The organism is Novosphingobium sp. 18050, from assembly GCF_902706195.1.
Classification (GTDB): Bacteria; Pseudomonadota; Alphaproteobacteria; order Sphingomonadales; family Sphingomonadaceae; genus Novosphingobium.
This window is the reverse complement of sequence record NZ_CACSJO010000002.1, coordinates 90587-103170: the sequence shown is the minus strand read 5'-3', so window position 1 is coordinate 103170 and position 12584 is coordinate 90587. Positions and strand designations below refer to the sequence as shown.

Annotated in this window: 14 protein-coding genes; 8 read left to right on the top strand and 6 right to left on the bottom strand. The window is 66.2% G+C overall.

Annotation, left to right across the window (positions count from 1 at the left end; all coding sequences use genetic code 11):
- Nucleotide 1: 1 nt before the first annotated feature.
- Genes GVL61_RS02940 through ruvX form a run of 6 tightly spaced genes read left to right on the top strand, consistent with a single transcriptional unit; the run spans nt 2 to nt 4848 of the window.
- Nucleotides 2-742, top strand: coding sequence for a pyridoxine 5'-phosphate synthase (locus GVL61_RS02940; protein WP_159976841.1), 741 nt, complete (start codon nt 2-4; stop codon nt 740-742).
- Nucleotides 743-785: 43 nt separating this feature from the next.
- The gene (acpS, locus tag GVL61_RS02935; protein ID WP_159976839.1) at nt 786-1202 is read left to right on the top strand and encodes a holo-ACP synthase; all 417 of its coding nucleotides are present in this window, start codon (nt 786-788) and stop codon (nt 1200-1202) included.
- Nucleotides 1203-1222: 20 nt separating this feature from the next.
- Nucleotides 1223-2149, top strand: a complete 927-nt coding sequence (lepB, locus tag GVL61_RS02930) for a signal peptidase I (RefSeq protein ID WP_159976837.1) — start codon at nt 1223-1225, stop codon at nt 2147-2149.
- Nucleotides 2146-3243 carry an AI-2E family transporter gene (locus tag GVL61_RS02925; RefSeq protein ID WP_159976835.1) on the top strand — a complete coding sequence of 366 codons (1098 nt, stop codon included), beginning with the start codon at nt 2146-2148 and terminating at the stop codon, nt 3241-3243. The genes lepB and GVL61_RS02925 overlap by 4 nt, the downstream gene beginning before the upstream one ends.
- A 4-nt stretch (nt 3244-3247) precedes the next feature.
- Nucleotides 3248-4375 carry a DUF3089 domain-containing protein gene (locus GVL61_RS02920; protein ID WP_159976833.1) on the top strand — a complete coding sequence of 376 codons (1128 nt, stop codon included), beginning with the start codon at nt 3248-3250 and terminating at the stop codon, nt 4373-4375.
- On the top strand, nt 4348-4848 hold the full coding sequence (ruvX, locus tag GVL61_RS02915) for a Holliday junction resolvase RuvX (protein WP_043971659.1): 501 nt from the start codon (nt 4348-4350) through the stop codon (nt 4846-4848). The genes GVL61_RS02920 and ruvX overlap by 28 nt, the downstream gene beginning before the upstream one ends.
- A gap of 97 nt (nt 4849-4945) precedes the next feature.
- Here the strand turns inward: ruvX and GVL61_RS02910 are convergent, their stop codons facing one another.
- The 4 genes from GVL61_RS02910 to argH all read right to left on the bottom strand — a co-directional run bounded on the left by GVL61_RS02910 (nt 4946) and on the right by argH (nt 8801).
- Nucleotides 4946-5734 (bottom strand): bifunctional precorrin-2 dehydrogenase/sirohydrochlorin ferrochelatase, encoded by a 789-nt coding sequence (locus tag GVL61_RS02910; protein ID WP_159976831.1) that lies wholly within the window; start codon nt 5732-5734, stop codon nt 4946-4948.
- A 115-nt stretch (nt 5735-5849) separates the two neighbouring features.
- Nucleotides 5850-7109, bottom strand: a complete 1260-nt coding sequence (gene lysA, locus GVL61_RS02905; RefSeq protein ID WP_159976829.1) for a diaminopimelate decarboxylase — start codon at nt 7107-7109, stop codon at nt 5850-5852.
- 33 nt (nt 7110-7142) lie between these two features.
- Entirely contained in the window at nt 7143-7409 is a 267-nt protein-coding gene (locus GVL61_RS02900) for a hypothetical protein (protein ID WP_159976827.1), read from the bottom strand.
- A 6-nt stretch (nt 7410-7415) separates the two neighbouring features.
- Nucleotides 7416-8801: an argininosuccinate lyase gene (gene argH, locus GVL61_RS02895; protein ID WP_159977301.1), complete on the bottom strand. Its 1386-nt coding sequence runs from the start codon at nt 8799-8801 to the stop codon at nt 7416-7418.
- A 31-nt stretch (nt 8802-8832) separates the two neighbouring features.
- Here argH and GVL61_RS02890 point away from each other — a divergent pair, with 31 nt between their 5' ends.
- On the top strand, nt 8833-9435 hold the full coding sequence (locus GVL61_RS02890; protein ID WP_159976825.1) for a TlpA disulfide reductase family protein: 603 nt from the start codon (nt 8833-8835) through the stop codon (nt 9433-9435).
- Nucleotides 9436-9611: 176 nt separating this feature from the next.
- A complete protein-coding gene (locus tag GVL61_RS02885) occupies nt 9612-10241 on the top strand; it encodes a LysE family translocator (protein WP_159976823.1) in 630 nt (209 codons plus the stop codon).
- Here the strand turns inward: GVL61_RS02885 and GVL61_RS02880 are convergent.
- Together GVL61_RS02880 and GVL61_RS02875 are read right to left on the bottom strand one after the other, a co-directional pair.
- Nucleotides 10228-11145, bottom strand: coding sequence for a VOC family protein (locus tag GVL61_RS02880; RefSeq protein ID WP_159976821.1), 918 nt, complete (start codon nt 11143-11145; stop codon nt 10228-10230). The two genes, GVL61_RS02885 and GVL61_RS02880, sit on opposite strands and share 14 nt — an antisense overlap.
- 55 nt (nt 11146-11200) lie before the next feature.
- Nucleotides 11201-12559, bottom strand: a complete 1359-nt coding sequence (locus tag GVL61_RS02875) for an SRPBCC family protein (protein ID WP_159976819.1) — start codon at nt 12557-12559, stop codon at nt 11201-11203.
- Between the last annotated feature and the right edge of the window lie 25 nt (nt 12560-12584).

Genomic DNA, 12584 nt, shown 5'->3' with positions numbered 1-12584 from the left:
GATGAACGTGCACAACCCCTCGCGCCTGCGCCTCGGCGTCAACATCGACCACGTCGCGACGATCCGCAACGCGCGTGGCGGGATGCATCCCGACCCCGCGCGCGCCGCGCAGATCGTGGCGCAGGCGGGCGGGGACGGCATCACCGTACACTTGCGCGAGGATCGCCGCCACATCCGCGACGAGGACCTTTTCCGGGTGTTTGAGGCGACCGGCCTGCCGATCAACCTGGAAATGGCCGCCACCGACGAGATGCTGGAGATCGCGCTGCGTCACGCGCCGCACGCCGCCTGCATCGTGCCCGAACGGCGCGAGGAACGGACGACCGAGGGCGGTCTCGACGCTGCCGGCCAGCACAACCGCCTCGCGCCGATCGTTGCGCGGCTGACCGACGCGGGCATCCGCGTCAGCCTGTTCATCGCCCCCGAGCCGCGCCAGATCGAAGCGGCGATGAAACTGGGCGCGCCCGTGGTGGAGTTCCACACCGGCGAATATGCCCATGCCGAAGGCGAGCAGGTCCAGCATGAGCTGCGCCGAATCGTCGACATGGCCGCCCTCGCCGCCAAGAACGGCATCGAACCGCATGCCGGCCACGGCCTGACATACGACAATGTCCAGCCCATCGCGGCGATTCCGCAACTGGCGGAACTCAACATCGGACACTACCTCATCGGCGAGGCGATCTTCTGCGGGCTCGACGCCAGCGTGAAGAAGATGCGCGCGTTGATGGACGAGGTGCGGTGATGGAAAAGACGGTGATGGAAGCTCCGGGCACGGGCGGCGCGGCATGATCATCGGGCTCGGCTCGGACCTGTGCAACATCGAGCGAATCCAGAATTCGCTCGACCGCTTCGGCGACCGGTTCCTCAATCGCGTCTTCACCGAGGTCGAGCGTGCCAAGGCAGCCCGCCGCCCGCACACCATCGCCGGCACGCTGGCCAAGCGTTTCGCCGCCAAGGAGGCCTTCTCCAAGGCGGTGGGAACCGGCTTCAAGGCCGGCGTGTTCATGAAGGACATCGGCGTCGTCAACGCAAAGTCCGGTGCGCCTACCCTGGCGCTCACCGGCGGCGCGAAAACACGGCTCGATTCGCTAATTCCCGAGGGTCACGAAGCCGTGGTTCACCTGACGCTCACCGACGATCACCCATGGGCACAGGCCTTCGTCATCATCGAAGCCCGTCCGGTTACCCCGATCAGCGCCTGAAGCCGAGTTCTCCCGCCACCATGACCAACCAGACCGCCCTTCCCGGCAGCGAACCCCTGATCCCGCCGGCCGAAGAAAAGAAGCCGAAAGTGTCTACTACCAACTGGGTGCAGGAACTGCGCGGCCTGGCCTTCATGCTGCTGGGGGTTCTGGCGTTCCATTCGTTCATCGCCAAGCCGTTCTACATCCCGTCGATCTCGATGATGCCGGGACTGCTGGTGGGTGACCGGCTGGTCGTATCGAAATATCCCTATGGCTGGAACTGGTCGTCGCTGAGCTTCCACCTGCTGCCGCGCGCGTCATGGCGGATTCTGGGCCAGACGCCGCAGTACGGCGATGTCGTCATCGTCGTGCCCGGCAACCGCAAGGCGGACCTCATCAAGCGCGTGGTCGCTCTGCCGGGAGACCGGATCGCCGTGATCGACGGGCGCATCCGCCTCAACGGCAAGTTCATCCCGCGCGAAATCGAACCCCCGGTGCAGATCGCCGCTGACGACCAGCTCACCTGCGAAGGCCAGGAGCCCGGCCACTGCTACGACGGTTTCGGCCAGTACCGCACCCGTCTGCCCAGCGGGCGCGAGGTCTACGAACTGCCGACCTACCGTGAAACCCTGCCCAATGGCGCGAGTTATCAGGTGATCGATTATATCGACCAGGACCTCGATAACTATGCGGAGATCACTGTGCCCGAAGACCATGTCTTCCTGATGGGCGACGACCGTGACCGTTCGGCCGACAGCCGCGCGCCGTTCTACGTGAACAGCCGGGGCGAGCCTGACGGCGGCCTGGGCGGTGCGGTGCCGCTGTCGAACATCGGCGGCCGGGCCGAATTCATCACCTTCTCGCTCGACGGCACCCAGAGCTGGAACCCGTTGACGTGGTGGAGCGCCATGCGCGATGGCCGCGCCTTCACCAGCCTTCGCCCCCGCATCGACGCGGCCAAGTGACGGCGGCCGAAACCGAAGCCGAAGACCTTTCGCCCCGCCGCGCCGGGCCGACCGACATCGCCGATCCGCTGATCCGGCACGAGGCCCGCAAGGCTTTCGTGTGGATCGGCATGGTCGCGCTGTTCGCTCTGGGCGTGTTCCTCTCGCAATCGCTGCTGGTGATCTTCGGCGGTGTGGTTTTCGCCGCGCTGATCGATGGCGGCGCACGGATGATCGGCCGGGTTCTGCCGATCGGCCGGGGCTGGCGCGTCGCGATGGTGCTGGTGGCATCGCTGCTGTTCCTGTTCTGGCTCGGCCGCTTCGCCGGCAGCCAGATCACGCAGCAGGCGGCAGAACTTCCCGACACCATCGAAAGCCAGTTCCACCGCGCCCTCGCGTGGCTGCAAAAGCACGGCATGGAAGTGCGGGTGCGCGACGTGCGCTCGATCGCGCAGGAGGCCATGGGCGGCATCAGCCAGGTCACCGCCGTGCTGGGCGGCCTGTTCGGCGCCCTCACCACGCTGTTCCTGATCCTCGTGCTGGGTATCTACATGGCGATGGAACCGCGCCTTTATCGCCGGGGCGTGGGCTGGATGCTGCCGGTAGACCGGCGCGTCCACTTCGAGGCGACCGCGCAGGTCATGGGCCGCGCCCTGCGTCGCCTGCTGCTGGGCCGCGTCATCGGCATGACCGTTGAGGGCGCCTTCACTTGGTGCATGCTGCAGTTTTACGGCGTGCCGATGGCCGCATTGCTGGGCCTCATCACCGCCCTGCTGGCGTTCCTGCCCAACATCGGCGCACCGATCTCGGGCGCGATCATGGTCATGGTCGGCTTCTCGGTCAGTGCCGAGATGGGGACCTACACGATTTTCGTCTACGTTCTGATCCACCTGATCGACGGCTACCTGATCGTACCCTACATCGCCCGCAAGACGGTGGACCTGCCGCCCGCGCTGGTGCTGGCCGCGCAGCTCATCATGGGCGTACTGTTCGGCCTGCTGGGTCTTGCCCTTGCCGATCCGCTGGTGGCGATGATCAAGATCTGGCTTGAGCGCGAGGCTGCCCGCAACGGCGGTGAGCCGGCCGAGACACTGGCAAACCTGGAGCATTCCTGACGCCATGGCGCGCAAATTCCTGTATGTGATAGCGGGCGTCACCGTCCTGCTGCTAGCGCTGCTGCTCGCACTGCGACTGTGGTCCGAAGACCTGACCGAGATGGCCTTCGTGCCCGGCGTCTCCTTCGCCAACCAGCAGGCCCTGCCGCCCGAATCGTGGGAAAACCCGGCGATGTGGGTGGCCCGCCCCGGCCTCAGGGACGATCCTTCGTCGTGGCTTCCGCCCGGCGTCGCCGCGCCGGAAAGGAAGCTGCCGGTCGCAGTGTTCTTCATCCACCCCACCAGCTACGTCGCGCGCGATGCCTGGAACGGTTCGCTCGACGATGCCACCAGCCGCGAGCGCACGGCGCTGTTCGTGAAAGGCATGGCCAGCCCCTTCAACGAGGCCGAGGCGCTCTGGGCCCCGCGCTATCGCCAGGCGGCGATCGGCGCGTTCCTCACCGCCAGGCCCGAGGCCGCGCAGGCGCTGGACCTCGCATATGGCGACGTCCTTGCCGCGTTCGAGATATTCACCCGGCACCTGCCCGAAGGCCAGCCCATCGCGCTCGCCGGGCACAGTCAGGGCGCATTCCTGCTGCGCCGTCTGCTGCGTGACCGCATCGCCGGCACGCCGCTTGCAAAGCGCCTGGTCGGTGCATGGGTGATCGGTTGGCCGGTCTCGATAGACCACGACCTGCCGAAAATGGGCGTGTCCGCCTGCGAGCGGGCCGATCAGGCAGGCTGCGTGGTAAGCTGGCTCTCGGTCGCCGATCCCGCCGATACCGAAATGCTGGTACAGGCTTACGGTCGCCGCACCGGGCTGGACGGCCAGTCCGTCGCTGGCAGCGCGTTCCTTTGCACCAATCCCCTCACCGGCACGCCGGGCGCTAGTTCGGATGCGGGAGCGAATTTGGGCACGCTTGTGCCCGATTTCGCGACAAACGGCGGCACACTTGCCCCTCAGGTAGTCCCGGCAGCCTGCGGCCCAGACCATTTCCTCCACATCGGCCCACCGCCCAAGCTCGACCTTGGGCCTTACGTGCTTCCCGGAAACAACTACCACCTCTATGACGTGACCCTGTTCTGGGCCAATCTGAGGGCCGATTTCGAAAGGCGCGTCGCAGCATGGCAGAAGACACAGGCGCAAAAGTGACCGCCGCGGTCACCACCAGCGCGCTGGATTTCCGGGCCGAGCTGCCCCAGGCCGGCGCCCTGCTCGCGCTCGACCTTGGCACCCAGACCATCGGCACCGCCTTCTGCGATCCCGGCTGGCGCTTCGCATCGCCCGGCAAGACCATCAAACGCGGCAAGTTTGGGGCCGACAAGGCGTTGATGGAAGCGCTGATCCGCGAACGTTCGGTCAAGGGCGTCGTCATCGGCCTGCCGCTCAACATGGACGGTTCGGAAGGCCCCCGCTCGCAGTCGAGCCGGGCCTATGCCCGCAACCTTTCCGTGCTGGGTCTGCCCATCCTGCTTTGGGACGAGCGCTGGTCGACGTCCTCCGCAGAACGCGGCCTGATCGAACAGGACATGAGCCGCGCCAAGCGTGCCACCCGCATCGATTCGGCAGCGGCTGCGGTAATCCTCCAAGGCGCCATCGACGCGCTCGTCGGCGGCAGGTTTTAAAGAAAAATCGCCTTGCGCTGCGGCGGAAGCGGCCAGTGCACGCCTAGGTCGATGCGGCGACACGGCCGCATCGCTGCACCGTTCGAAGGTTAACGGCTCAGCGCGGCGAGCGCAAAACGACCGTCAATCCGGCTCTCCGCTCACTCAGTGGCAAAACATCGCTTCCCAGCCGCACGGCATCGGCCCGGGCCCTGTCGAGCACGGCCGGCGCGACTCGCGGCTCGTGCACGATGACATCTGCGGTGCCCAGCAAGCGCGCCTCGCGCAGGGTCAGGTCCTCGGGGTCATCGCTGCGCAGGGCAATCTCGGCGACACCCGCCTCACCCGCAGTCGCGCCGTCCAGCCATGCCGCGATGTGGGCCGCGCTGCCCTCCGTCAGCGGATCGAGCACACCGCCCGCCGCCAGCGCCGCATCGAGCGCACGGCGACGCTCCCCTGCCTCGGGAAAACGTTGCCGCAAAGCCACGCGCGCCGCGCCAAGGCCGGAGGCCAGCGCGCCGAGCGACTGCGGCAGCAACGCCTCAAGCCGCAGCCGCAATTGCTTGGCGAGACCGGCCGAAGCGCCTCCGGTGCCAATCGCCAACAGCACCGGCGAACGGTCGAGGATCGAGGGTACGGTGAAATCGCATAATGCCGGGCGGTCGGTCGCGTTGACCAGCATTCCGGCGGCACGGGCCTCGGCCACGGCGGCTTCGGCGGCCGCATCGTTTTCAAGGGCGATGAAGGCTAGGCGGGCGCCGCTCGCGATGCCGTCCCGCAGGTCGGTCACGATGATGGCCCCGGCCCGCTCGACCAGGCGGCGCTTGGCCTCGGCAGGCTCACCCTCGCCCAGCACGACGACCGGGCGGCCCGAAATACGGTGGAAGAGGGGGAGCGTTTCGATCATCCGGTCACGCTACCAAGCCCACCCCGCTGCGACTAGGCCCCGCCCTGCGGACAGAGCCGGATCTCGCTCCCCTCCCATTTGCTGGAGGGGCCGGGGTGGGCGCTTCCCCCGCTATTCAGTCCAACCAGTCCGGCACCTGCTCTGCAGCGAGGATCGCGGCGGGTTCGATGCGGTTGGCGACGATCGCCCACTTGTCACCGTCGACCATGACCTCGGGCACCAGCGGGCGGCTGTTGTAGGTATTGGCCATCGTTGCGCCGTAAGCGCCGGCAGTACGGAAGATTGCGAGGTCACCCGCCTTCACTGCGTCGATCTCGCGGCCCATCGCGAAAGTGTCAGAGCTTTCGCAGATCGGACCGACGATGTTAGCCACTTCCATTTCGCCCGTGGGCTTCACGGCGGCAAAATCGTGCCAGGCATCGTACATCGCCGGACGGGCGAGATCGTTCATGGCAGCGTCCACCACGACCCAGGGCTTACCCCCGCCCCGCTTGACGCGGACCACTTGGGTAACGAGCACGCCCGAGTTGCCGGTGATGACACGGCCCGGCTCGAACATCAGGGTCACGCCCCAGTTCTGCGCCACTTCGCTGACCATGCGGCCATAGTCGGCAGGCGAGGGGAGCACATCGTCCGCCTTATACGGCACGCCAAGGCCGCCGCCGAGGTCCATGTGCGTAACGGACTGCCCCTTTTCACGAAGGGTTTCCATCAGCGCACCCATCTTGATGAAGGCCTGGCGCGAAGGCTCCAGATCGCTGATCTGGCTGCCGATGTGAACGGCAAGGCCGCGCATATCGAGGCCCGGCAGCGCAGCGAGCCGTCCATAAATGTCCGCGGCCCGGTCGTAGGCGACGCCGAACTTGTTCTCAGCCTTGCCGGTCGAGATCTTGGCGTGGGTGCGCGCATCGACGTCCGGGTTCACGCGCAGGGTACAGGTCGCCCTGGCGCCAAGGTCCACGGCGATCTCCGAGAGTTCGGCGCCCTCCTCCTCGCTTTCGAGGTTGAACTGGCCGATACCGGCGCGCACAGCCGCGATCAGTTCGGCACGGGTCTTGCCGACGCCCGAAAATACCACGTCCTCCGGCTTCATCCCGGCGGCCAGCGCGCGGTTCATCTCGCCTTCGGAGACGACATCGGCACCGTAGCCTTCCTTGGCCAGCAGGCGCAGCACCGCAAGGTTGGGGTTGGACTTCACGGCAAAGGCGATGTGCACCTTGGGCAGCGCCGAAAGCGCCTCACGGAAAACCTTGGCGTGGCGCGACAGAGTGGCGCGCGAATAGACGTAAACCGGCGTACCGACCTCACGCGCGATGGCGGCGAGCGGAACCTGTTCGGCGTGAAGTTCGCCGCCGGTATTTGCAAAATGATCCATGGAAGTTTTCTGGCCTTATTGAGGCTTGGCTGATTAGGGCTTGGCAGCTTCGGGTTGTGGCGATTCCGGGGGCGGAAGATCGAAGGGATCGTCTTCGCGCTGCTCGGAACGGGTGCGCAGCTCGACACTGCGTTCGGGAATGGCCAGCGTGGGCGGTTTCAGCAGTTCGGCCGCAGCCGGCCTGTCCGCACGGCCATAAGGCGCGGGCGGCAACTGCTGACCCGGTTTGAGCGCCAGCGCCGAACGCTGCCCGCAGGCGGCGAGCCCTACCAGCATCAGGATAACTGCGACCTTACGCATCAAAACCTACTCCAGACCGAGGCCAAGTCCCAGCACGGCGCGGGCATCCGCCACGCGCAGGCGCACCTGCTCGGGCGCGGTGCCCCCGTGCGATTTGCGCGCAGCGACCGAAGCCTCGACCGAGAGCGCCTTGAATACGCGTTCGTCGATGCGGCTGTCGATGGCCTTGAGGTCTTCCAGCGGCAACTTGTCCAGCGCGGTGCCCCGGCTCTCTGCCAGCTTGACCGCGGCGCCGGTGATGTGGTGCGCCTCGCGGAAGGGTATGTCGGCCTGACGCACCAGCCAGTCGGCCAGGTCGGTGGCGGTGGCAAAGCCCAGTTCGGCGGCGGCGAGCATCCGTTCGGTGCGGAACTTGGTCTCCGCGACCATGCCGGTCATCGCCGCGATCGACAGGGCGAGCAGGCCGGCGGCTTCGAAGACCGGCGGCTTGTCGTCCTGCATGTCCTTGGAATAGGCGAGCGGCAGGCCCTTCATCGTCATCATCAGCGCCATCAGGCAGCCCGAGATGCGTCCCGAATGTCCGCGCACCAGTTCGGCCGCGTCGGGGTTCTTCTTCTGCGGCATTATCGAACTGCCGGTAGACAGCGCATCGGGCAGCGTGACAAAGCCGAAGGGTTGGCTAGCCCAGATGATGAACTCTTCGGCAAGGCGCGAAAGGTGCAGCGCGCACTGGGTGGCCGCCATCAGGTAATCGAGGGCGAAATCGCGGTCGGATACCGAATCGAGGCTGTTGTCGGTCGGCCCGTCGAAACCCAGCGCCTGCGCGGTCATCGTCCGGTCGATCGGGAAGCCGGTGCCGGCCAGCGCCGCCGCGCCCAGCGGGCTGCGGTTCATCCGCTTGCGCGCATCGGAAAAGCGCGAACGGTCGCGGCCGATCATTTCGTAATAGGCCATCAGGTGGTGACCCAGCGTGACCGGCTGCGCGGTCTGGAGGTGGGTGAAGCCGGGCATGATCGACCCGGCATGTTCCCCCGCGCGGGTCACCAGCGCGACCTGCAGCGCTTCCAGCCCCGACTGCGCCTGGTCCATCGCATCGCGCACCCAGAGGCGGAAATCGGTCGCCACCTGGTCGTTGCGCGAACGGGCGGTGTGCAGGCGTCCTGCGACCGGGCCGATCAACTGCGCAAGGCGCGATTCGGTGGTCATGTGGATGTCTTCGAGGTCCCAGTCCTCGGGCACGCCATTGGCTTCGTATTCGGCGGCGACCGCGTCCAGGCCGTCGCGGATGGTCACCGCGTCCTCGCCCGAAACCACCCCGCAGGCGCCCAGCATAGCGACGTGCGCCTTGCTTGCCGCGATGTCCTGACGCCACAATGCCTTGTCGAAGGGAATCGAGGCGTTTATCTCGCGCATGATCGCCGACGGTCCTTCCGCGAACCGTCCGCCCCACATCTTGTTGCCCGACTGGGCATTGGAGCCAGCCTTGCCCTCATCCAAATCGCTCAAGTCGCTCGTCCTGTGTTCGCTTGCCGGGGCATCGGCCCTCATGATCGCTGGATGCGATAGGCAAAGCGACAAGCAGGCGCAACCGCAGGCTTCGGAAGGTGTGCAAGCGGCTGGCCCCGGCCAGGCTCCCGAAAAGTCCGACAAGCTTGACCGTTCGCACAAGGGCGAGGCGATGCCGACGGTGTCGCTGGTCGACAATACCGGCGAAAGCCTCGACCTCGCCTCGTTCAAGGGCAAGCCGCTGCTGATCAACCTGTGGGCGACGTGGTGCGCGCCGTGCATCGCGGAAATGCCCACGCTGGCCAAGCTGATCGCCCGCGAGCCGGAACTGGGCGTCACCGTCCTGCCGATCTCGCAGGACATGGGCCAGACCGACAAGGTGGTCGAAATCCTGCGCCGCCGCGAACTGGAACAGATTCAGCCCTGGGTCGATGAGCAGGGCGACCTCGGCTTCCAGTATGGCGGAAACCTGCCGGTCACGGTGCTGTTCGACGCCAAGGGCAAGGAAGTGTGGCGCTATACCGGCGGCAACGACTGGACCAGCCCGGCCGCGCTCAAGCTGATCGCCGAAGCGAAGTAGTTCGGTCGATGAAGCGGCTTTGTTGATGAAGTACATGCGCGCGGCGCCCTTCATGCAAGGGACCGTGCGGTGGATGGATCGACGATGCAAAGAGCCGGCGCGAAGGTAACAGGCGCCGGAGATGTAGGAAAACCCTCTCCTTTCCGGGAGGAGGGGGCTTCAGTTCTGGAAACAAGATGACCCTTCATACCTGGTGGCTGTTCGTCGCCGCCGTGTTCCTGCTTTCGGGTACGCCCGGACCCAACATGCTCCACATCCTGTCACGAAGCGTCGAGATGGGAATGAAGCGCAGCGTCGTCGCGATGGCCGGCTGCCTGTCGGCGATCGTGCTGGTGCTGTCAGCTTCGGCGGCGGGGCTGACCACGCTGCTGCTGGCCCTGCCCGGCGCGTTCGAGGTGCTGCGCTATGCAGGCGTCGCCTATCTGGTGTTCCTGGGCATCAAGGCGTGGCGCAGCAAGGTGACGCCCCTGGATGTGGGCGACGCGCCGCTGCCGGTGGCCGTATCGGGGCCCGCGCTGTTTCGCGGCGGTTTCGCGATCGGCATCAGCAATCCCAAGCTGATCCTGTTCGCCGCCGCCTTTTTCCCGCAGTTCATCGACCCGGCCCTGCCCAAGGCGCCGCAGTTCGCGATCCTCGTCGGCTCGTTCGCGGTGGTCGAGACGTTCTGGTACGGAGTCTATGCCTCTGGCGGGCGTTCGCTTTCGCGCTACCTCAGCCGTCCGGCGATCAAGCAGGCGTTCAACCGCATGACCGGCGCGATCTTCATCGGGTTCGGGCTGGCGCTCCTGAAGGTCAAGCCTTCCTGAAGCGTCCCAGCTTCGAGCCCACCGCCGGATAGCCCGGCGGGGTCAATCCGGTGAACCAGATCAGGCGGCCATGCGCCTCCTCGGGGTGGATGGCGAAGCGGTCTTCGGTGTCGCCGATCAACGGCAGGCCCTTGCTCCGAAGATGGGTCGCGGCGCGGGCGGCATCGCGCACCTTGAAAACGAGGTGGCAGATGCCTTGTATATCGCGCGCATGGTCGGCGGCGGCAGAGCCTTCCTCGCCTTCCACCGCCTCCAGCACGGTATCGCCCATCGCAAAGGCAGCAACCTGAGCATCGGGCCGGGTGCGAGCGGGAATCTCCGGCCATTCCAGCGTATCTGCGAACAGCGTGCGCGCCTGCGCCAGTGACGGTGCGCCGACGCCGACCGCCTGCAACCCCTCGATCCCCAGCGGATGGGCGTCGCGCCACCAGGCCGGCGTCCAGTTCGGATCGCGGCGCGGATCGCCGGGCATGTCCTGCGCCACGATTTCCAGCCGCATCCCCATTGCCTGTCCGCGCGGCACGAGGAAATAATGCGCCTCCATGCCGGGATCGTAGTGCCGCTTGAACCCGCGCGCCGCGAACCATGCATCGGCGGCGGCGAGATCCGCCGTCTTGAGCGCCAGCCCGATCCAGCGCATCGGCACGGCCGAGCGGCGCAGCATGTCACCAAGCGGATTGCCGTTTTCCGCGCCCCGCCCGGCCGGGGCGATGGGGATGAGCATCGTGTCGCCCACCATCATCAGCGATTCCTCCCGGTCGAGGCCCATGGCCGCCGTTTCGGGCGTGACGAGGATTTCGGAGGCCCGCTGCGCCCCGAACACCTCCTCGAGGAAAGCATCGCAATCGGGCCGCGCAGCATTGTCGGCCAGCGCCCAGCTTATGTGGACGAGGGGGAATTGCATGGACCGCCAACCTCTCCGCTATTGGCGCCCCGGATCACGTCCGGGGCGACGCTTATCAATAGGTCTTCGGCCCGCCGGTCCCCATGAACTTCGCCAGGTTCATGTGCAGCGAGGCGACCGAACGCTCCATGTAGGGATTGGGCTGCGCGCCCCGGAAACCGACGTTCTTCATGCCCTGCTGGACGGCAGCCATGTTGGTGAAATCCTGCTGCAGAACCGGCGGCCAGTCGGCAGGCTCGGTATATTCCCACTCGGTCTGCGGCGCCTGACCCTCGGGATAGAGTTCGTAGACAGCCGCCTCGAAAATGCATTTGTCCGGGTCGCCCTTGTAGGGCCGCGCCTGGTAGCAGAGCATGTTGTTGACCGCGTGACCGATCTGGAAATTAGGGAATATCTGCCACGCCGTCCCGGCCTTCGCCGTGTGCTGCGGGTCGACCTGCGCCCATTCCACGCCGCGCTCGGCATCTTCCTTGCGCGCCGTGCTGATCCAGTAGGCGGAGACTTCGGCGGGCGGAGTGCCTTCGGGCAGTTCGTCCTTCAGCCGGTTCGCAACCGACACCAGCGTCGTGGTCGTATTGGTATTGGCGTTTTCCCAGGTGAAGTTCTGCATGTCCGCCGTGGTCAGGCGCGGATCTTCGCCGGCGCCGAGACGCAGCTTGCCGGTGTCCTCCTCCTGCCCCTTGGGTGCATCGTAACCGATGTTGGAGTGCAGGCCTTGGTTCCTCGCCCAGCCCCGGAACTGGCCGAACTCCATGAACTCCGGGTGAGTGGTGGAAACGTGGTAGGTCTCGCAGAAAGCCTCCATCGCGACCTTCCAGTTGCAGTCGAACACCACCCACTTGCGCCAGCGGGGGCGCATGTTCTCAAGGCCGTAGGGGTCCAGCATCCCGGCGGCCGGGTGCAGGTATTCGGCCAGAGGCATCGCTTCGGGATCGAGGGTGATCCAGATCCAGCCGCCCCAGCTTTCCACCCTGACCTTGCCGAGATCGGCAAGCCCGTCGCACAAGTGGCCCTGCCAGTCGTCCTGATGTTCGACATACGTGTTGGTGCCTTCAAGGTCGAAGGTCCAGCCGTGATAGCCGCAGATGAAGTTCGGGCGGCTGGCATGGGCGTTGCGCTGTCCGGGCGGAGTGTCGACCAGCTTGCGGCCCCGGTGCGGGCAGACATTGTGGAAGGCGCGGATCTCATCCGCCGCAGCGCGCACCACGATCACCGAATCGTCGAGGATGTCGAACGTGATGTAGGCGCCGACCTGCTCGATATCCTCCATGCGTCCGGCCTGGAGCCAGACCTTGCGCCACAGCCTGTCACGCTCGGCCCTGGCGTATTCGGGGGAGGTGTAGGCTTCGGGGGGCACGTTGACCGGGACGACCAGCTCTTCCGGGGCCTGCACGATCTTGCCAATTTCGCCCATGATTATCCTCACATCTTTATACCGA

Bases quoted from the DNA above. Each gene is read 5' to 3' on its own strand.
- GVL61_RS02940 (WP_159976841.1), top strand. From the start codon at position 2: ATGAACGTGCACAACCCCTCGCGCCTGCGCCTCGGCGTCAACATCGAC.
- acpS (WP_159976839.1), top strand. From the start codon at position 786: ATGATCATCGGGCTCGGCTCGGACCTGTGCAACATCGAGCGAATCCAG.
- lepB (WP_159976837.1), top strand. From the start codon at position 1,223: ATGACCAACCAGACCGCCCTTCCCGGCAGCGAACCCCTGATCCCGCCG.
- GVL61_RS02920 (WP_159976833.1), top strand. From the start codon at position 3,248: ATGGCGCGCAAATTCCTGTATGTGATAGCGGGCGTCACCGTCCTGCTG.
- ruvX (WP_043971659.1), top strand. From the start codon at position 4,348: ATGGCAGAAGACACAGGCGCAAAAGTGACCGCCGCGGTCACCACCAGC.
- GVL61_RS02910 (WP_159976831.1), bottom strand. From the start codon at position 5,734: ATGATCGAAACGCTCCCCCTCTTCCACCGTATTTCGGGCCGCCCGGTC.
- lysA (WP_159976829.1), bottom strand. From the start codon at position 7,109: ATGGATCATTTTGCAAATACCGGCGGCGAACTTCACGCCGAACAGGTT.
- GVL61_RS02900 (WP_159976827.1), bottom strand. From the start codon at position 7,409: ATGCGTAAGGTCGCAGTTATCCTGATGCTGGTAGGGCTCGCCGCCTGC.
- argH (WP_159977301.1), bottom strand. From the start codon at position 8,801: ATGTGGGGCGGACGGTTCGCGGAAGGACCGTCGGCGATCATGCGCGAG.
- GVL61_RS02885 (WP_159976823.1), top strand. From the start codon at position 9,612: ATGACCCTTCATACCTGGTGGCTGTTCGTCGCCGCCGTGTTCCTGCTT.
- GVL61_RS02880 (WP_159976821.1), bottom strand. From the start codon at position 11,145: ATGCAATTCCCCCTCGTCCACATAAGCTGGGCGCTGGCCGACAATGCT.
- GVL61_RS02875 (WP_159976819.1), bottom strand. From the start codon at position 12,559: ATGGGCGAAATTGGCAAGATCGTGCAGGCCCCGGAAGAGCTGGTCGTC.